General features: G+C 69.6%; 14 protein-coding genes and 2 pseudogenes. 7 read left to right on the top strand and 9 right to left on the bottom strand.

Annotated elements, in window-relative coordinates; all coding sequences use genetic code 11:
* Window positions 1-15: 15 nt before the first annotated feature.
* The gene (locus AB0915_RS14260) at window positions 16-1,032 is read right to left on the bottom strand and encodes a zinc-dependent alcohol dehydrogenase family protein (RefSeq protein ID WP_366691355.1); all 1,017 of its coding nucleotides are present in this window, start codon (window positions 1,030-1,032) and stop codon (window positions 16-18) included.
* Window positions 1,033-1,266: 234 nt separating this feature from the next.
* Here AB0915_RS14260 and AB0915_RS14255 point away from each other — a divergent pair, with 234 nt between their 5' ends.
* A complete protein-coding gene (locus tag AB0915_RS14255; protein WP_366691354.1) occupies window positions 1,267-2,154 on the top strand; it encodes a helix-turn-helix transcriptional regulator in 888 nt (295 codons plus the stop codon).
* 23 nt (window positions 2,155-2,177) lie between these two features.
* Here AB0915_RS14255 and AB0915_RS14250 read toward each other — a convergent pair.
* A pseudogene (locus AB0915_RS14250) lies at window positions 2,178-2,594 on the bottom strand (aldo/keto reductase); the annotation flags it as partial.
* Between the two features lie 551 nt (window positions 2,595-3,145).
* Here AB0915_RS14250 and AB0915_RS14245 point away from each other — a divergent pair.
* Window positions 3,146-3,643, top strand: coding sequence for a Fic family protein (locus tag AB0915_RS14245; RefSeq protein WP_366691353.1), 498 nt, complete (start codon window positions 3,146-3,148; stop codon window positions 3,641-3,643).
* 172 nt (window positions 3,644-3,815) lie between these two features.
* On the opposite strand, the gene AB0915_RS14240 is transcribed toward AB0915_RS14245, so the two are convergent.
* A complete protein-coding gene (locus tag AB0915_RS14240; protein ID WP_366691352.1) occupies window positions 3,816-4,739 on the bottom strand; it encodes a hypothetical protein in 924 nt (307 codons plus the stop codon).
* 349 nt (window positions 4,740-5,088) lie between these two features.
* On the opposite strand from AB0915_RS14240, the gene AB0915_RS14235 reads away from it, so the two are divergent.
* Window positions 5,089-7,512, top strand: coding sequence for a FlgD immunoglobulin-like domain containing protein (locus AB0915_RS14235; RefSeq protein ID WP_366691351.1), 2,424 nt, complete (start codon window positions 5,089-5,091; stop codon window positions 7,510-7,512).
* 244 nt (window positions 7,513-7,756) lie between these two features.
* Here AB0915_RS14235 and AB0915_RS14230 read toward each other — a convergent pair whose 3' ends face one another.
* From AB0915_RS14230 to AB0915_RS14215, 4 genes are all read right to left on the bottom strand, one after another.
* Complete coding sequence (locus tag AB0915_RS14230) at window positions 7,757-8,032, bottom strand: hypothetical protein (RefSeq protein WP_366691350.1); 276 nt, start codon at window positions 8,030-8,032, stop codon at window positions 7,757-7,759.
* Window positions 8,029-8,265, bottom strand: a complete 237-nt coding sequence (locus AB0915_RS14225) for a hypothetical protein (protein WP_366691349.1) — start codon at window positions 8,263-8,265, stop codon at window positions 8,029-8,031. The genes AB0915_RS14230 and AB0915_RS14225 overlap by 4 nt, the downstream gene beginning before the upstream one ends.
* Window positions 8,266-8,580: 315 nt before the next feature.
* A complete protein-coding gene (locus AB0915_RS14220) occupies window positions 8,581-9,015 on the bottom strand; it encodes a secondary thiamine-phosphate synthase enzyme YjbQ (protein ID WP_366691348.1) in 435 nt (144 codons plus the stop codon).
* Window positions 9,016-9,121: 106 nt separating this feature from the next.
* Window positions 9,122-9,682, bottom strand: a complete 561-nt coding sequence (locus AB0915_RS14215; RefSeq protein WP_366691347.1) for a GNAT family N-acetyltransferase — start codon at window positions 9,680-9,682, stop codon at window positions 9,122-9,124.
* 498 nt (window positions 9,683-10,180) lie between these two features.
* Here AB0915_RS14215 and AB0915_RS14210 point away from each other — a divergent pair, with 498 nt between their 5' ends.
* The gene (locus tag AB0915_RS14210; RefSeq protein ID WP_366691369.1) at window positions 10,181-11,269 is read left to right on the top strand and encodes an NAD(P)-binding domain-containing protein; all 1,089 of its coding nucleotides are present in this window, start codon (window positions 10,181-10,183) and stop codon (window positions 11,267-11,269) included.
* A 435-nt stretch (window positions 11,270-11,704) separates the two neighbouring features.
* Here AB0915_RS14210 and AB0915_RS14205 read toward each other — a convergent pair.
* Window positions 11,705-12,019, bottom strand: a pseudogene (locus AB0915_RS14205) (hypothetical protein); the annotation flags it as partial.
* On the bottom strand, window positions 12,020-13,825 hold the full coding sequence (locus AB0915_RS14200) for an ABC transporter ATP-binding protein (protein WP_366691346.1): 1,806 nt from the start codon (window positions 13,823-13,825) through the stop codon (window positions 12,020-12,022).
* A 118-nt stretch (window positions 13,826-13,943) separates the two neighbouring features.
* Here AB0915_RS14200 and AB0915_RS14195 point away from each other — a divergent pair, with 118 nt between their 5' ends.
* The 3 genes from AB0915_RS14195 (at window position 13,944) to AB0915_RS14185 (ending at window position 19,326) form a co-directional block, all read left to right on the top strand.
* The gene (locus tag AB0915_RS14195; RefSeq protein WP_366691345.1) at window positions 13,944-14,387 is read left to right on the top strand and encodes a MarR family transcriptional regulator; all 444 of its coding nucleotides are present in this window, start codon (window positions 13,944-13,946) and stop codon (window positions 14,385-14,387) included.
* A gap of 323 nt (window positions 14,388-14,710) precedes the next feature.
* Entirely contained in the window at window positions 14,711-17,635 is a 2,925-nt protein-coding gene (locus tag AB0915_RS14190; protein WP_366691368.1) for an FAD-binding and (Fe-S)-binding domain-containing protein, read from the top strand.
* 230 nt (window positions 17,636-17,865) lie between these two features.
* Complete coding sequence (locus tag AB0915_RS14185) at window positions 17,866-19,326, top strand: Gfo/Idh/MocA family oxidoreductase (protein WP_366691344.1); 1,461 nt, start codon at window positions 17,866-17,868, stop codon at window positions 19,324-19,326.
* Window positions 19,327-19,519: the final 193 nt, after the last annotated feature.

Genomic DNA, 19,519 nt, shown 5'->3' with positions numbered 1-19,519 from the left:
CGGGAACGTACGGGGTCAGGGCTTGAGCAGTGCCTTGATGGCGCGGCGCTCGTCCATCGCCTGGTAGCCCTCGGCAACCTGGTCCAGGGGCAGGGTCAGGTCGAAGACCATGCCCGGGTCGATCCCGCCGGTCACGACATGGTCGATGAGGTCGGGAAGGTAGCGGCGCACGGGGGCGGGGCCGCCGCGCAGGCCGACGTGGGAGAAGAACAGCCCTTGACCGTCGACCGCGACCTCGTGGGGGACGCCGACGAAGCCGACGTTGCCACCGGGCCGTGCGGAGTGCAGCGCTTGCTGCATGGCCTGGGCCGTGCCCACGCACTCCAGCACGGAGTCGGCGCCGATCCCGCCGGTGAGGTCCTTGATCCGGGCGACACCCTCCTCGCCACGCTCGGTGACGATGTCGGTGGCGCCGAACGCGCGGGCCAGCTTCTGCCGGGACTCGTGGCGGCTCATCGCGATGATCCGCTCCGCGCCCATCTCCTTGGCGGCAATCACCGCGCACAGACCGACGGCCCCGTCACCGACCACCACGGCGGTCGAGCCGGGCTTCACCTCGGCGGCGTCGGCGGCCCACCAGCCAGTGCCCATCACGTCGGATACGGCAAGCAGACCGGGCCACAGTTCCTCGCCCGGCACCTCGTCGGTGGCGACCAGCGTGCCCTGGGCGTTGGGGATGCGGACATAGTCGGCCTGACAGGTGCTCATGAACTCGCGGTGCAGGCAGTTCGACGGGAAGCCGTTACGGCAGTTCGGGCACGTGTTGTCCGAGGTCGCGAACGAGCCGACCACGAACTGCCCAGGCCTCACCGCCGTGACCTCGGAACCGACCTCCTCGACGAAACCGACGTACTCGTGCCCCATCGGATGGGCCTCACCGATCGGCTCCAGACCCCGCCAGGGCCACAGATCGGAGCCGCACACGCAGGTGACGGCCGTCCGGATGATCGCGTCGGTGGGGTTAAGGATCTTCGGGTCGTCCAGCGTCTCGAAGCGGACGTCACCGGGGGCGTGAATCACTGCGCCGCGCATGAGGGTTCCTTTACGTACGTGAGGTCGGACCGATTCGGGGGGTCCGCGTGTGACCGGCCCCAGGACGCGGAACGTCCGTGCACCGGGGTCGGGCGGCCCGTCCCCGCCGCCGTACGGCCGGGAACAGCACCACGTCTTCCAGGAAACCCCTCTTCACCAGGGGCAGCCAGTCACCGTCGATGGGTGTACCAGCAGTACATCCCTCCCGCGGCCCACTGCACGTACGGTCGAAGAGTGGACAACCAGCACGAGGCCCGCGAGTTCCTCACCTCGCGGCGAGCCAAGATCGCCCCCGAGCAGGCCGGACTGCCCTCCGGGACCCGGCGCCGCGTCCCTGGTCTGCGCCGCAGCGAGGTCGCGGCCCTGGCCGACGTGAGTGTGGAGTACTACGCCAAGCTCGAACGCGGCAACCTCGCCGGCGTCTCCCCCGCCGTCCTCGAAGCCGTCGCCCGCGCCCTGAGGCTCGACGACGCCGAACGGGCCCACCTCCTTCACCTGGCACAGGCCGCCGACGGCTCCGACGCCCTCACCCGCCCCCGGCGCCGACGCCCCGCCCGGCAGTGGACCCCGCACCGCAGCCTGCAATGGACCCTCGACGCGATCACCGCAGGACCCGCCTTCGTCCGCAACGGCCGCATGGACATCCTCGCCACCAACGCGCTCGGCCGCGCCTTCTACAGCGACATCTACGCCACCGCCCACAACCAGGCGAACCTCGCCCGCTTCACCTTCCTCGACCCCGTCTCCCGCCGCTTCTACCCCGACTGGGGCCTCGCCGCCGACGTCACCGTCGCGATCCTGCGCACCGAGGCCGGGCGCAACCCCCACGACAAGGACCTGCACGACCTCGTCGGTGAACTGTCCACCCGCAGCGACGAGTTCCGCACCCGCTGGGGCGCCCACAACGTCCGCCACCACGGCACCGGCACCAAGAACTTCCACCACCACGCCGTCGGCGACCTGACCCTCGCCTACGAGGGCCTGGAGATGGCCGCCGAACCCGGTCTCACCCTCACCGTCTACACCGCCGAACCCGGCTCACCCTCCGAAGAGGGTCTGCGCCTGCTCGCGTCGTGGGCCGCGCCCCAGGAAACCCTGGCTCGCAGCCCACAGGAGACGTGATCTCACCGCCGCGTGGGTGCGCGTCAGCGCCGCCGCTGGTCGGCCCGCAGGTCGAAGTCGCTGTAGCTGTTGTCGACCGGGTTGACCGTGACGCCGGGCGCGACGATCTCGTCGATGGCGTCGAGTACGTCGGCTGACAGCGTGACGCCGGCGGCGGGCAGGAACGCCTCCAGCTGCTCCATGGTGCGCGGGCCGATGATCGCCGAGGTGACGCCGGGGTGGTTGATGACGAAGGCGACGGCGAGCTCGATGAGCGTGAGGCCGGCCTTCTCGGCCACGAGCGCGAGCTGCTCGACGGCGTCGAGTTTGCGCTGGTTGGCGGGGGTGCTCATGTCGAAGCGGGCCTGCGGGCGTGCCGCGGAGGCGGGGCCCTCGGTGGCGTTCTTGCGGTAACGGCCGGAGAGCCAGCCGCCGGAGAGCGGGCTGTACGTGAGGGTGCCCGGCGACTCACTAACCGAAGAAGCTCAACCGGACGTTACGGCTGGTATTACTCCTGTTTGTATCCACCAACCTCCGTTAAGGCAACCCCACCGTAGCCGCAGGCTCGAGGCCACGGGATCCTCCGGGGGCCTCGGCCCACTGGTCTGGGCGAAGTCGATGCACCCCTCGCCCCGGGCGACCTCCCCCTTGAGAATCACCTCGGGAATACGGTTGCACATTCGTGCGGCGCCGGTAAGGCTCCCCTGGTGACGTACGAGTTCCTGCCGTCTGCCCTCACCTGGCCCGAGGTCGACCCCCGCATCCACCCCTTCGACCCGGCCCCCGCTCGCACAGAGGTTCTGGCCATCGCTCCTGCCGTACCGGCCCGCCCTAAGTGCGGAAAGGACGATCTGGCATCGCTGCAAAAGCTCAACGACTGGAGTTGGGACGTGGGGATGCCTTGGACAGAGGCCATGACCAGAGCCCTTGTCGAGCGCTACGGCCGCTGGGTCCTCGGCTGGCGCTGGGCTCATGACGAGGGAGACATCGGTGGCGGCCCGGTCGGCAACTGGTGCTGCGCGGCGCACTCGATCCGCTCCGCCTGGCCCGCGCCGACGCGGCTGCCGACCGCCCTGTGGCCTTCGCCTTGCTCCAGCGGTGGCAACGTCACGTCCTCGCCACGGACTCCGTCCCCTTCCGCACCCGACCCGCCTACGCCAAGTCCGGCCGCGAACGCTGTGCCATCACCGCGGACCTCCCGGCCCTCCTCGACAAGTGCCTCACCCAGGCCACCGACTCTGCCCTCCCCCTCAACGCCCGCGCAGCCCGCGCCTACCTCGACATCTGCTTCTTCCACCCGTTCGAGGACGGCAACGCACGGTGTGCGTTCCTGACGTTGACCTACCTGCTGGCCCGCGAGGGCATCGTCCTCGACCAGGTCGCCCCCGTCCGGCGTGTGCTCCGCAGGGCGGACGACGTGGAAGGGGCGCTCGGCCTGGCGCGGGTGGTCGGCGTGCTCATGCGACGCGTACTGCCACCGGAGAGCCGGGCGCCGGTCTCGGATGGCTGAAAAAGCCGAGCTGGCGTCAACCCGGCACTCCGGGAAATCACTCTCTCGGAAGCGGGCCCTGGGCGGGCGCGCGTACATACCACGCCCCACCACCAAAGCTGTGGCTTTCCGGGAGGTCGAGCGCGGCCTTCGGCCGGAATCCGTGGTTGGCCTGAGCGTCCGGATAAGCAGTTCAGAGGTCTTCGATGCGCAGTCTCCTCGTACCGTCCAGGCGATCTCGCAGGTGAGCGATCGCCTTCTCCGGCTCGCCCTGATGCACCAGACGTTCGGCCTCCGCGACCACACCGCCCAACGTCCCGAACGAAATGCGGTCTTTTGCGGGGACAGTCTGCGGGGACTGGTCGGCGTCAACTGTCTCAGGAGGGCTGCACAGCCTGATGACCTGGGCGCGGGCGCAGGCATGCTCGTCAGGGTGGCCACCGTGCCGGGCGAAGTGGTCGTCCAGGTACGCGAGAGCCTCGTCTGCTCGGTCAGCCTCGACGAAGATGCGGCAGAGCAGATCGATGATCCAGTCGGAGTCCCCTCCGGCCGTCTCGGCCGCCCGACCCAGTATCTCGATCGCTTCGTCCTGGCGGCCATGGCGCGCGAGAAGTTCAGCGAGTTCGAATTCCGCGTGAGGGTCTCCTGCTCTGCTGTACTGCCTCAGCAGAGCAACCACCTCCTCGATCCGGCCCCGTTCCTCCAGGAGGCGGGCGAGCGCGGTCCGGGCGTACTCGGCCCCGTCCTCGGTGAGACAGGCACGCAGCTCCGCTTCACGTCCGTGCCGGGCCAGCAGAGCGGCGAGTTGCTCGGCATGCCCGGCGAACACCATGCCGTCGACATTGACGTATTTCCTGAGCAGTACTGCCGCCTCGTCGACGCGTCCCTGGCGTTCCAGGAGCGTGGCGTGCAGGGGGACGGTGTCCCAGGCATCCGTCGCCCACGGCTCGAAGGGGACCGTCGCACCGACGCCGACAGGTGGGAGCAGGGCGGCGATCTCGTCGTCACGGCCATGGCCCGCGGTGAGTTCCACCAGTACCTCGGCAAGGGAACTGTCGGCGGTCCGGGGACCGAGCAGTGCGAGGGCCTGGTCGATGTGACCCTGCCGGGCCAGCACGCGCGCAAAGTCGCGCGCGGCCTCTCGACTTCATGTCAGCGAACCACCTGGGATACACCGCGTCATGAGAGTGAAAGCCGGTGCCGTGCTACCCCAGTGTGAGCGGCGGACCGCCACGCGCCCCCACCGCGGCAAGCGGAGACCGCCGGCGGCGACCGCCGGGCCTGACCCGGACGCGAAACCGACACATCGCAGCTCGACCACACGGAATCGTAAATAAGTTCGAATACTGTGTGTCCCCTGTGCTAGCCTGACGCGCCCTTTGGAGATCAATTGGAGGTTTCACGTGGCCATACGCCGCAGACCGAACCGAACACAATTACTCGTCCGAGGCGCGCTCACCACGACCATGGCCCTCGCGGCCACCAGCGGACCCCTCCCCTTCCTCCTCACCAGCGCCCATGCCGCGACGGCGGCGCCCCCGACCCTGACGATCAACGCCCCGGACCGCTACCTGCCCCGCTCCTACAACCTGGAGTCGGCAGGCACCGTCGGTGATGTCAACCGGACGGAGCTGGACGGCAGCGGCGACTTCACGGCGTACCGCTGGAGTCCCGTCACCGGCGACCCGCAGACCGTGGGCAAGGACCCGGCCGACACCTCCACCGAGCGCATCGGCGGCCACGCCTCCGACGTGGTCGGGGTCTACACCAGGGCGGACCGGTCGGTCGAGCTGAAGGACATGAAGGCCGGTACGTCGGCCCGGTTCACTCTCCCCGAGGGGCAGACGTACCACGGCACCTTCGGCGAGACCGTGGTGACGGCGACCTGGACGGCCGGCGGTGACGTCGATTCGTTGCATCTGCTGCGCCTGCGCGACGGACAGCTCACTGACACCCCGGTGACTGGCGAGAACGGTGTGCGCGCGGCGTCGTACAAGGTGCTCGGTGCGAATGCCGACCTGCTGGCGATCTTCGTCTCCGGTGACCCGACGGGCCAGGTCGGGCTGGTCGACCTGGCGACCGGGAAGATCACCGGCGTACTCAAAAACTCGTGGGGCAGCAGCTTCACACAGGTGGTGTTCTCCGAGACGTACGCCGGGTGGTTCGATCCGGCATACGGCGACCAGAAGGTGCACCTGCTGCGCCGGGACGCCCTGGGTGGCGCGGAGACCACGGTCGACGTGGCGTCGGCGTACGAGCAGCGGTCGTTCGTCGCGCTGGTGGGCGACTGGGTCGTCTCGCTGCGGCAGACCGAGTCGTACCGCAACAGCGACGCGCCGAAGGACCGCGGCGAGCCACTACTTGCTACGCCGATCGGCGGGGGCGAGACGAAGACGCTGCTGCCGCACGCCCGCCTGGGCGGTACGTACGGGCTGAACCCGACGCCCGACGGCGGCGTCCTGGTCGCGGGCGGCAGTTCGGGGGGCGACTGGGCCGTGCGCAAGGTGAGTGCGCAGGCCGATGGCAGCCTGGGCGTGAGCGCGGTGCGGGCCGTGACGCCGAAGCCTGGTACGTACGGAGCCGTGACGCTGGCGGCCGGGGACCTGGCGGTGCAGGAGACGGACACCAACTACCTGCCGTCGCTGTACAAGCGGCACATCGAGCTCGGTGACACCCCGTCGGCCGGTACCCGCAGCCTGGTGGCCGAGCCGGCGCTGAGCACGGACGGCACAGGAGGCTCCGCGGGCAACGGCGCGTACGCGCTGGGCGACGGCACCTTCGCCTACACGCACACCTCCGGGATCGAGGTCCGTTCGAATCCCGATGACGCCGCGGTCCTCACCGTGCCGGGCGGCGGGCAGGTCGTCGACGCCTCCGGCCGGTACGTCGTCTTCGGGTACGGGTACGTGTCCGGCTTCGGGCAGTACCAGCAGTACGTCATCGATCGCGAGAAGTCCGGCGACAACAAGGTGCTGCTGACACGCGCGGCCTCGGCTGCCGCCGTCTGGGGTACGACGTTCTGGACACCCGGCGACACCAAGGGCACCGTCAAGGCCACCGACCTGAAGTCGGGTAAGACCGAGTCCTTCTCGCTCGGCAAGGAATGTACGCCGACGGACCTGCAGGCCGTGGGCCGCTGGGTGTACTGGACCTGCGAGGCCTCCGGCGACCCCACGGGGTCCGGCGTCTGGGACCGCACCACGCAGCGCATGATCGATGTCCCCAAGGGCGGCGAACTCGGTGACGGCTTTGTCGTTCTGCACGACGAGACCGCGGGCAAGCTCCAGCTCGTCGACTTCCACACCGTCAACAGTGTGACGACCCGCGCGCTGGCCGACATCGCCGGTTACCTGGCCCGCGGCTACTTCGCCGTCGACCGCTTCGGCGGCGGAGTGGCCTATGTCCCCGGGCGTGGTAAGCCCGGCGCCATGCGCGCCGTCGGCTCCGGCGTGCCCACCTCTGCGCTCGCCGAGATCGAGACCCAACCCGAGACGTCCGTCGACCTCCAGTCGGCCACGGACTCCCGCTGGGACGGCTCCTGGCAGTTGTCCAAGCCGGCGGCTGCGGGCGCGCAGGTCGTGATCAAGGACGCGGGTGGCACCGTCGTCCGCACACTGGACGCTGCACAGCACGGCGCGGAGCTCTCCGCGGCGTGGGACGGCAGGCGCTTGGACGGGGAACTCTCACCCAACGGGCTGTACACCTGGGAGCTGGCGGCGGCTCCACGGGACGGGCAAGGCGCGGAGCTGAAGCTCAGCGGAGCGATCACGGTGACGGGCGCGGGCGCCGAGGCGACACCGAACTCGTCCAGCCATCTTGCTGCCGAAAGCGGTTACGGGGCGGTGCGCCACCGCGACTCGCTCGCCGCGCGCAGGGAGAACGCTCTCTAGCGAACCGGGTCACCGTTCGACGTACCGACGTCGGTCGGCAGGCCCGTACTTCCGGGCACCGGATCGCTCCGTCGTATACGGCGGCGGCCCCGCCCGGTGCACGGGTCCTGATCCGACGTCCGGCGCGGCCGTGTCACCGATACCCGATCGGTGACACGGCCGTGTGCTTCGTGCAGGGAAGCGCCACGGCTCCGCTCCGTACCGACCCATGCTGCGGCGATGGGGCCTGTTCTGCCGGATGTCCTCAACCGCCGTCGGGACCGGAGTCCAGCCGTCGTGCCAGCAGCACCATCGCGACCATGAGCAGGAGCGGGACGAGCGTGGCGGTGCGCAGGCTGGCGGCCTCGGCGAAGGCACCGGTGATCGGCGGGCCGGCGAGGAAACCTGCGGACCCGACGGTGGAGACGGCCGCGGCTGCGGACACGGTGGCGCCGCGGCCTGCGATCAGCCCGCAGGCCTGTACGAAGCGCACGGTCCCGGTACGTGCCCGGAGCCGGTCGGCAGCCAGCCGCCCCCTCATGACGGGGCGGTGAGTTGTGCGGCTGCTCCGTGAACAGCCGTAGCGCCTGGCAGAGTTCGTCCTGCGCGTGCAGCTTCGTCGCGCGCCAAGGCGATCAGGGCATCGCGGTCGTCGATCGGTGCCTTCGTGAAAACGTCGGTGAACTTGGCCATGGTGTCCAGACCGTTCGGCATCCCAAGGGAACTGAAGCTCTGCTCGAGTACGAGCCGGCGTGCGCACACATCCGCGGCCACCGGATACTCCTGCGCGCGGTACTCGTGTCCGCGCCAGGCGTGGCCGCAAACGCATGATGCCCAGCCCGTCGGCGTTCACCGGCTTCTCCATGGTGTCGCGGAACACCGCTACGAGAACCTCGTCGAGTCCAAAGTCCTCGGGGTCCACGAGAACCGGATAGAAGAAGTACCGACAGCGGGCCGGCCAGCTCAGGCTCAGCAGAACCGGCGCCACGGCCGCACGTCGGCGGCGGCACGGGGAAAGGTGTCGCTGGAATCGGTGCGGCCTCGGCCGACGCCCCTCACAGTTGGTGCGGCCGGGCATGACCCGTACAGTCAGGCCTCGCGGGCACCCAGGAACGACAACCTGACCTGACGGTTGGTATTGCTCCTGTTCGTGTCGACCAGGCACACCGACTGCCACGTACCCAGTTCCAGCCGTCCGCCGATCACCGGCAGGGTGGCGTGCGGTGCGATCAGGGCCGGCAGGACGTGGTCGCGGCCGTGGCCGGGGCTGCCGTGGCGGTGCTGGTAGCGGTCGTCCGCGGGCAGCAGCGTGTGGAGGGTGGCGAGGAGGTCCTCGTCGCTGCCCGCTCCGGTTTCCAGGATGGCGATTCCGGCGGTGGCGTGAGGCACGAAAATGTTGAGCAGGCCGTGTCGGCCGACGGCGGCACGGGTGAGGAACCGTACACAGTCGTCCGTCAGGTCGGTGACCGTCTCGGCGCCACCGGTCGTGATGTGCAGAACGCTGGTGATGAAGGCATCGGGCATGCCCCCCATCTTCTCGCTCGTGGCGCGAGACTGCGCGTCCACGTTCCGAGATCGGCGGTGCCGATCGCGGCGACCGGTGAACAACACTTTGTCCGGTATGGATACGTCAAGTGGTGTGCAGCACCGGCGTTGAGTAACCGTCCTCATGGCCTGCCCGCACGGTCTTCTCGAGAAGTGTGAACGACTTGGGTGTACCGCCCGGCTGTGGCTTGCCCGCCTTGTGGCCAACGACCCGGTAGCCGTCGTCCAGGTAGTAGGCGTTCAGGCGCGCGTTGCCGGCCAGGCAGTCCAGACGTACGAACGCCCGCCCCGCGGTGGCCACGCGGTGTTCCGCGGCTTGCAGCAGCAGCCGCCCGGTCCCGGGCAGGGCGCTGCTGCGGTCCACCATCAGCCGGTGCACGTAACCGGCCACCGGCGGCTGCGGCCCCCAGGCCTCCTCGTCCTCCCACCACAACTCCCAGGCCCCGGCCACGCGGTCGTCAACCTCGGCGAGCCAGACTTCGCCGCCGCTCGCCATGATCCGGCGGAAGTGGTCCTCATTCAGCTCGCCGGGCTGCCACTGGCCGGTGATGCCCCGGGCGAACATCCAGCGGGCGGCATCGTCACGCACGCGAACGAGAGTGGCGAGGTCGGCATCCTCGGCGAGGCGGAAGTTCAGATCGTTCATCGGGCGATCGTCGCACGAACCGCCACGAGCCCCCAGGGGCGCTCGGCGCTGTGCTGACCGACCGAACGGGGAGTGACCGATCCCCTGCCTCTCCGTCTTTCGTCCCGCCACACAATCGCCTGACCGCGGCACGCCGGTCCGCCGCAAGCCCTGAGCCTCCCACAGAGCTGCACGCCACCCGGCCGTAGCTGTACGGGGTCCATCCGACCTGGGCGAGCCGCCGACCACCGTGAAGGAGAAGATCGACTGGATCCGCGGGCTCGCGAAGGAGCAGGGCCATACGGTCCGGTGGCACCGGAGCCGGCGGCGCGCGGTCTGCTGTCGACCGTTCCGGCATCGCCGCTGTTGGGGCCCCTGCCGCGAACGGGCGCCCGGCGCCCGCTCCGGGCGGGGCGCCACTGCTGATCGCCCGAGCCGCTGACCGGGAAGATCCTTGAGCCCGAAGTGGTTGGTAGAACCGTGAACAACTTTGGGGTCGGGGCAGCACGCGAAGTGGACATGGTCGTGATCGGCGCCGGACAGGCTGGTCTGTCCGGCGCCTATCATCTGCGCCGCGCAGGTCTGGAGACCGACCGTGACTTCGTCGTGCTCGACCACGCGCCCCGTCCGGGCGGCGCCTGGCAGTTCCGGTGGCCCTCACTGACGTACGGCAAGGTCCACGGCATGCATGCGCTGCCCGGCATGGAACTCTCCGGCGCCGACGACAGCCGCCCGTCGTCCGAAGTGATCGGCGAGTACTTCGACGCGTACGAGCGCACCTTCGACCTGCGGGTCCACCGGCCCGTGGAAGTGAGTGCGGTGCGGGAGGGCGACGGCGGGAGATTGCTCGTCGAGACCTCCGAGGGTGCGTATGCCACACGCGCCCTGATCAATGCCACCGGCACCTGGGACCGGCCGTTCTGGCCGCGCTACCCGGGCCAGGAGACCTTCCGGGGGCGCCAGCTGCACACCGCGAACTATCCGGGGCCCCAGGAGTTCGCCGGGCAGCGGGTGGTCGTGGTCGGTGGCGGCGCCTCCGGCACTCAGCATCTGATGGAGATCGCCGAGGTGGCGGCGGACACCTTCTGGGTGACGCGTCGGCCTCCGGTCTTCCGGGAGGGGCCATTCGGCGAGGACCAGGGGCGGGCCGCCGTCGCCTTGGTGGAGGAGCGCGTACGGCGGGGGCTGCCACCGCAGAGCGTGGTGAGCGTGACCGGGCTGCCGCTCACCGACGCCGTGCGGCGGGCCCGGGAGGAGGGAGTGCTCGACCGCCTGCCGATGTTCGACCGGATCACTCCGACCGGGGTGGCGTGGGACGACGGGCGGACGGTGAACGCCGATGTGATCCTCTGGGCGACCGGGTTCCGCGCCGCCATCGACCATCTCGCGCCGTTGCGGCTGCGCGAGCCCGGCGGCGGTATCCAGGTCGAAGGCACACAGGCCGTACGGGACCCGCGGGTCCATCTCGTCGGGTACGGGCCGTCGGCGAGCACCATCGGCGCCAATCGGGCAGGGCGGGCGGCGGTGCGTGCCATCAGGCACCTGCTGAAGGCCGGCGGGGACGAAGCCGTCGGCCGCGGGGGCGCGCACACCGGCGCTCTGGTGTGACAGCGCCCTTCAGCTGCCGCTCGCTCGTTCGCCATGCGGGCACGCTGTCCCGGATCGTCGGCGGCTGGTTCCGTGACCGGCAGGTCTGCCGGGAGGGGCACCAGGACGGAACGACACGGCTCCACAGCGCGAGGACAGAACACACGAACAGGGGATCGGATGTTCGCTGGAACGCGTGATCGTATGGCCGATCGTTGCTCAACTCACCTGCGGCACCTGATGATTACAGGGCGCAAACAACGGGCTGCAGACCGCGACTGCGCTGTCCCAGAGATGCACCATGTACGAGGAGATACACCTGATGAACGTCCTGACCAACCTGCTTGCCGGACTCGTCCACTTCGTGGGTTGGCTCGTCTGACCTCTGCTCCGCCCCGGCGCCGTCGCTCCCCGTCCCACGGGAGCGGCGGCGCCGTCGCGTGTGCGGTCTCAGCCTCAGCTCCCCGGCCCGGTGAACTCGGGCAGGGCAGCGAACTCGCGTACCACGGTGACCGCCTCCTCGAGCGCGCCGAGGGTGCGGCGGACCCGGGTGAGGGGGTGGTCGGGGAACTCGGCGTCCCACCGCTCATGGTCGGCCGCGTGGAACGGCAGCCCGCCCTGGACGTCAGGAGCGTAGGGGTGGGGCCGGAAGTACTGTGCCGGCCCCGCCTTGGCCGGCACCACCGCTTCCCGCATCCCTGTCATGCCATGTTCGGCCGCCTGGACCTTCACCACCGCGCTGTGCCCGGCGCGCGACACGATAAAGCTTCCTCAGCTTGTCACGGGGTCGAGTTGGGTGTCCCGGCGGACAAGCGCGGCATAGCGGCCGTCCTGCTGGAGCAACTCCTCGTGGCTGCCGCGCTCGGCGGTCCGGCCGCCGTCGAGGACGACGATCTGGTCCGCGTCGCGAACGGTGGAGAGGCGATGGGCGATGGTGATCGTGGTGCGCCCTGCGGACAGTGCGTCGATCGCCTCCTGTACGGCGAATTCGGTACGGGTGTCGAGGGCGCTGGTCGCCTCGTCGAGGATCAGGACGGGCGGATCGCGCAGGATGGTACGGGCGATGGCCAGCCGCTGTTTCTCGCCGCCTGAGAAGCGGTAGCCGCGCTCGCCGACCAGAGTGTCGTAGCCGTCGGGCAGCGAGGCGATGTGGTCGTGGATCTGTGCCGCGCGGGCGGCCGCCTCGATCTCGGCATCTGTCGCGTCCGGCTTGGCGAAGCGCAGGTTCTCGGCGACGGAGGCGTGGAAAAGGTACGTCTCCTGGGAGACCACACCGACGGCCCGGGCGAGCGTGTCGAAGTCCAGTTCGCGTACGTCGACGCCGTCGAGCGTGACCCGGCCGCCGGTGACGTCGTACAGCCGTGGCACCAGATAGCTGAGCGTGGACTTGCCGGAACCGGTGGGTCCGACAACGGCGAGGCTGGCGCCGGCCGGCACGGTGACATCGACACCGCTGAGGGTCGGGCCGCTCTTCTCGTCGTAACTGAAGTCCACATCCTCGAAGCGGATCTCGCCACGGATCTTCTCCAGTTGGACGGGTTCCTCGGGCTCGGTGATGTCCACCCTGAGGTCGAGATACTCGAAGATCCGCTGGAAGAGTGCGAGGGACGTCTGCATCTGCACCCCGGTGGAGAGCAGGCTCACGGCGGGCCGGAAAAGGCCCTGCTGGAGCGAGACGAAGGCGACGAGCGTGCCGATGGAGACAGCGGGTCCGCCGAACTGCAGGGCGAGTCCCGCGGCCCAGTAGATGACGGCGGGCATGGCGGCCATGACGATGCCGATCGTCGACATCCGCCACCGCCCGGCCATGCTGGAGCGCACTTCGAGGTCGACCAGGCGCTCGGACTCGTCGGCGAAGCCCTGGGTGAGGGAGTCCGCCCGGCCCATCGTCCGGCCGAGCAGGATGCCGCTCACGGAGAGGGACTCGGTGACCGCGGCCGCCATGGCGGCCATCTGCTTCTGGCGCTGGGTGGTGATCTTCTTGCGCTCGCGGCCGACCCGGCGGCTGATCCAGACGAAGACCGGCAGCAGGAGGAGCGAGACGAGAGTGAGCCGCCAGTCGAGCGCCAGCATGGCGACGACCGTGGCGATGACCGCCGTCAGGTTGGAGACCAGCGAGGTGGCGGTGGACGTGACCGTGGCCTGCATGCCGCCGATGTCATTGGCGATACGGGACTGCACCTCGCCGGTGCGGGTCTTCGTGAAGAAGGCGAGCGGCATCCTCTGCAGCTGGGCGTAGACGGACGTGCGCAGGTCATGCATGACGCGCTGGCCGACGGTGGTGGAGATCAGGGTCTGCAGGACGCCGAAGACGCTGTTCATCACGGCGGTGAGAATCATGCCGAGGGCGAGCAGCGAGAGCAGTCCCGTCCGCCCCTGGGGGATGGCCGTGTCGAGGATCTCGCGGAGCAGGAACGGCGAGGCGACCGACACCAGCGACGAGGCGCCGACGAGCAGTCCGACCAGCACGAGCCGGCCGCGGTACGGGTGGAAGAGGCGGAGGATGCGACGCAGCTCGGTGGGCGGCCGCACGCCGTCCCTGGGCGGGGGTGTCCACGTGGGTTCGTCGGGTTTCATGGGCTCCTTCGACAGGCGTGGCGGAGAGAGACCGCCGCAGGCGGCAGTCCGACCTCTGAGAGCATAGCTCATTGTTACCTATCCTCACAATGAATGTCGTCCTGATACTGTTCCCTCCATGGACTCCCCCGACTCCGACGGCCTGCTGGCCGAGCAGCTGCTGCGGCTCACCCGCCGGCTCCAGCGCATCCAGAGCCGCCAGCTGGAGCCGATCGGCATCACGCCGGCCCAGTTCCGGCTGCTCCGCACGGTCGCCCACTACGACGGGCCGCCCCGGATGGCGGATCTCGCGCAGCGCCTGGATGTCGTGCCGCGCGCCGTGACCAGTCTGGTCGACGCGTTGGAGGCGAGCGGCCGGGTGCGCCGCACCCCGGACCCGGACAGCCGCCGGGTGGTCCGGATCGAGATCACCGACGAGGGCCGCGCCACGCTGCGCTCGCTGCGCGACGCGCGGAGGGCGGCCGCGGAGGAGATCCTGGCTCCCTTGACCGTCGATCAGCGCGAGGTGCTGGGCGGGCTGCTGTCCGCTCTGGTCGCGGGAATGCCGGAGCGTCGCTGCTGAGGCTCCGCCTTCGGATGGTGCCGGGTGCCGGGGCGAGTCGGCGCAGCCCCGTGCCGGGCCGGTTCGCCGGGCGGCCTCGAGGCCTTGCACCGATCATGAGCTGTGAGACCGACCGGCGCATGGGAGGCGGCGTCGCGGGGCTGGGCACGCACACCTGCCGCGTTGTCGTCAATCACCATGGCTCCGCCATGCCTCAATCCTCCGCCTTGCAACTGCACGCACCCAGCCCCGCTCCCTCTCCCACCCCCCATGCGCCGGTCGGTCTGAATCTTCGCTGTAGAAAGGTGGGAGTACCGCACCGACCCACCGAGGGGGCCATCGCCATGCCGCTGCTGGAGCCGAAGCCGGAAGTCCTCCGCCCGGGTGCGGCACGCACCCCGTCCCCCGACCGGGTCCCCGACGTGCGGGCCACGGGCACGCCCGAGCCGCTCCGCGGCGAACTGACCGCGCTGCTCGGACCGGAGAAGGTGTTGTGGACCGTCTCCGACCTGGTGAAATACGCCTCGGACGCCAGCCCCTACCGGTTCGTCCCGCAAGTCGTCGTCGTCCCGGAGGACATCGACGACATCTCGGCGATCCTGTCGTATGCGCACGGCAAAGGCCGCGAAGTCGTCTTCCGGGCCGCGGGCACCAGTCTGAACGGCCAGGCGCAGGGCGAGGACATTCTCGTCGACGTCCGGCACCACTGGGCGGGCATCGAGGTGCTGGACGACGGTGCGCGGGCCCGGATCCGCCCCGGGACCACAGTCATGCGTGCCAATGCCACCCTCGCCCGGTACGGCAGGCTGCTGGGTCCCGACCCGGCCAGCGCCATCGCGTGCACGATCGGCGGGGTCGTTGCCAACAACGCCTCCGGAATGACCGCGGGCACCACCCGCAATTCGTACCGGACCGTCGCCTCGCTCACCTTTGTGCTGCCGAGCGGCACGGTCGTCGACACGGCCGATCCGGCGGCGGACGAACTGCTCGCCCACGCCGAACCACAGCTGTGCGAGGGGCTGCTGGCCCTGAAGGCGGAGATCGAGGCGGACGCGGAACTGACCGCCCGGATCCGCGCCAAGTACGAGATCAAGAACACCAACGGCTACCGGCTCGACGCGTTCCTGGACGGCTCGACCCCCGTACAGATCCTGCGCGGACTGATGGTCGGCTCGGAGGGCACCTTCGGTTTCATCTCCGAGGTCGTCTTCGACACGCTGCCGCTGGACCGGAAGGTCTCCAGCGCCCTGCTCTTCTTCCCCTCGCTGACCGCCGCCGCCGCTGCCGTGCCCCGCTTCAACGAGGCGGGGGCGATCGCCGTAGAGCTGATGGACGGCAACACGCTGCGGGCGTCGGTGAGCGTCCGCGGCGTGCCCGCGGACTGGGCCGAGCTGCCGAAGGAGACGGCGGCGCTGCTGGTGGAGTTCCGGGCTCCGGACGAGCCGGGGCAGGAGGCGTACGAGCGGGCGGCGGCCGCGGTCGTCGAGGGGCTGGACCTTGTCGCGCCGGTCGCCTCGGTGACCAATGAGTTCACCCGCGAGGCCAAGGTCATCTCGGGTTACTGGAAGGCCCGGAAGGCGTTCGTCACCGCGGTCGGCGGCTCCCGCCCGTCCGGTACGACTCTGATCACGGAGGACTTCGCGGTCCCGCCGTCGCTGCTCGCCGACGCCTGCGAATCCCTCCTCCGGCTCCAGGCGGAGCACGGCTTCGACGCCGCCGTCGCGGGCCATGCCGCGCACGGCAATCTGCACTTCCTGCTCGCGTTCGATGCGGCGAAGTCGTCCGATGTCGACCGGTACGCCGCGTTCATGGACGACTTCTGCCGGCTGACCGTGGAGCGCTTCGACGGCTCGCTCAAGGCGGAGCATGCCACCGGTCGCAATATCGCGCCCTTCCTGGAACTGGAGTGGGGCCCGAAGGCGACCGAGCTGATGTGGCGTACGAAGCAGGTCATCGACCCCGACGGGGTGCTCGCGCCGCGGATCGTCCTCGACCGTGACCCGAAGGCCCATCTGCGCGGGCTGAAGACCATTCCCGAGGTCGAGCTGATCGCCGACCCGTGCATCGAGTGCGGGTTCTGCGAACCCACCTGTCCCAGTCACGACCTCACCACCAGCCCGCGTCAACGGATCGTGCTGCGACGGGAGATGATGCGCCAGCCCGGCGGTTCGCCGGTGGAGACCGGGCTCCTCGACGCGTACGGGTACGACGCCGTTGACACCTGCGCCGGTGACTCCACCTGCAAACTCGCCTGCCCGGTCGGCATCGACACCGGCGCCATGATGAAGGACTTCCGCCACCAGCGGCACTCACCGCGCGAGGAACGGATCGCGGCACTCACCGCGAGGAACTTCAAGGCGGTGGAGGCCTCGGCGCGGCTCGCGATCGCCGCGGCCGACAAGATCGGCGACCGGCTGCTGGAAACCGTCACCGGGCTCGCCCGCAAGGCCGTACGTCCCGATCTGGTGCCCGAGTGGCTGCCCGAGATCCCCGGCGCGGCGCCCCGCAAGCTGCCCCGCACCTCGCGGGTCGGGGCGAGCGCCGTCTACTACCCGGCGTGCGTGAACCGTATCTTCGGCGGTCCGGAAGGCCACCGTGGCCCGTCGCTTCCGCAGGCCGTCGTCGCCGTCTCGGCCCGCGCCGGAAAGCCGGTATGGATCCCGGAGGACGTCGCGGGGACCTGCTGCTCGACGATCTGGCATTCCAAGGGCTACGACGAGGGAACCGCCGTGATGGCCAACCGCATCGTGGAGGCCGCCTGGGGCTGGACAGCGGGCGGAAGGCTGCCCCTGGTCGTCGACGCCTCGTCGTGCACGCTGGGCATCGCCCATGAGGTGGTGCCCTATCTCACCGAGGACAACCGGGAGTTGCACCGGGAACTGACAGTCGTCGACTCCCTCGTCTGGGCGGCCGACGAGTTGCTGCCGAAACTGACGATCCTGCGGAAGACCGGCTCGGCGGTGCTGCACCCGACGTGCTCCATGCAGCATCTCGGCGACGTGGAGCAGTTGCGTACAGTCGCCGAGGCGTGTGCGGAGGAGGTCGTCGTACCGGACGACGCCGGGTGCTGCGCGTTCGCGGGCGACCGCGGGATGCTGCACAAGGAGCTGACCGCGTCGGCCACGGCGAAGGAGGCGGCCGAGGTCAACTCCCGTGAGTACGACGCCTATCTCTCCGCGAACCGGATGTGCGAAATCGGCATGGACCGGGCCACGGGGCGCGCGTACCACTCGGTCCTGATGGAACTGGAGCGGGCGACGCGCCCCTGACACGCCTCTCGCACGACTGCGTACACAACCGGCCGCCGGGTCCGGCCACATCCGCCGGGCCCGGTGGTCGGCGTCCTCCTGGACACCCGGTGAGTCGCGTACAAAAGTCCATGGTTTCGGTTTCGAGAGTCCAAACCCTCCCCTTGCGTATCAGCAGTCTCAACTATCAAGGTCATGACCGAGGTTCAGAGCAAAAGCCGCGCACGTCAGACCCCTCTCCTGGAGGATCGATGAACGACGCAGCACAGCAGAACCACGGTACGGAGGACGGTGACGACGGCTCGATGAGCCGTCGTTCGGTCCTGTGGACGACCGCCGCCGGCGTGGCCGGTGCCGGGCTCGGACTGGGCGGTCTCGGCAGCGGCACCGCATCCGCCGCCACCCCCCTCGGCCCCGATTCCGCCGCCGGTGGCCAGGCACAGACGGCCACGCCGCAGCGCCAGGGCGCCACCATGGTGGGAGTTCCGTTCGAAGGGCGTTCCACCGTCCGGGTCGGCCTGGTCGGCCTCGGCAACCGCGGCGGGAGCATGATCGATCTCTATCTCGCCGTCCCCGGAGTACAGGTCGTCGCCGTGTGCGACCCGGTCAAGGAGAAGGCCCGGCGGGCCGCCGCGAAGGTGACCGCCGCCGGTCAGCCGGCGCCCGCCGTCTACACCAACGGCGAGAACGACTACGAGAATCTCTGCAAGCGCGGGGACATCGACTTCGTCCATGTGGCGACTCCCTGGGACTTCCACTTCGAGATGGCGAAGACCGCCATGCTCCACGGCAAGCATGTCGGGGTGGAGTGTCCGATCGCGCTCCAGCTCGATCAGCTCTGGGAGCTGGTCAATCTCTCCGAGCGCACCAGACGGCACTGCATGCAGTTGGAGAACTGCTGCTACGGGCGGAACGAGATGCGGGTCCTCCGCATGGCGCACGCCGGTCTCTTCGGCGACCTGCTGCACGGTGCGGGCGCGTACAACCACGATCTGCGCGGCCTGATGTTCGATCCGGACTACTACGAGGGGCCGTGGCGCCGGCTGTGGCACACCCGGCTGCGCGGCGACCTCTACCCCAACCACGGGTTCGGTCCGGTCGCCAACTACATGGACCTCAACCGCGGGGACCGTGCGGTGAGCATCACCAGCGTCGGTTCGCCGTCCCTGGGGCTCGCCGAGTACCGGAAGAAGCACATGCCGGCAGGTGACCCGAGCTGGAAGGAGACCTATATCGAGAGCGACCGCACGATCAGTCTCGTCCAGACCGCCAAGGGACGGGTCATCCGGCTGGAGCACGACGTGTCCACACCGCATCCGTACTCGCGGATCAACAGCCTCGGCGGCACGAAGGGGCTCTTCGAGGACTATCCGGCCCGCATCTATATCGAGCCCGACCACACCGACGACACCTGGGGCGACTTCGGCACGTACGCCGACTGGGACCACTGGCTGTGGAAGGAACACGCCAACCCGCCCGGCGGGCACGGCGGAATGGACTACATGCTGGTGTTCCGGCTGATGCAGTGCATGCGTCTGGGGCTCGTTCCCGACTTCGATGTGTACGACGCGGCGACCTGGACGTCTCCCGTACCGCTCAGCCACCTCTCCATCAAGGCGAAGGGCGCGCCGCAGCAGATCCCGGACTTCACCCGCGGCGAGTGGAAGAACGCCCGTCCCGGCATGGACTCGGAGAAGCCCGCGAAGGCCTGACGGTCTGCACGACGCTGCGGGGCCCGGCCGTTGCGGCCGGGCCCCGCAGCGCGACCTCCCACGGCCCGCTCGGTGACCTTGGCGCGAAATACGCATTCCGTGGAGAAAACCCTTTGCTTCGACCGGGGCCCCCGGGTGAACCTTGCACGGTTTGAGTCAGTCACCGAACAACAACCGATCCTCAGAACCATGG

The sequence above is a fragment of the Streptomyces sp. NPDC048411 genome (assembly GCF_040704695.1).
In the GTDB taxonomy this organism is placed as follows: domain Bacteria; phylum Actinomycetota; class Actinomycetes; order Streptomycetales; family Streptomycetaceae; genus Streptomyces.
Note: the sequence above shows the minus strand (reverse complement) of the source record. Positions and strands in the feature narration are given on the sequence as shown.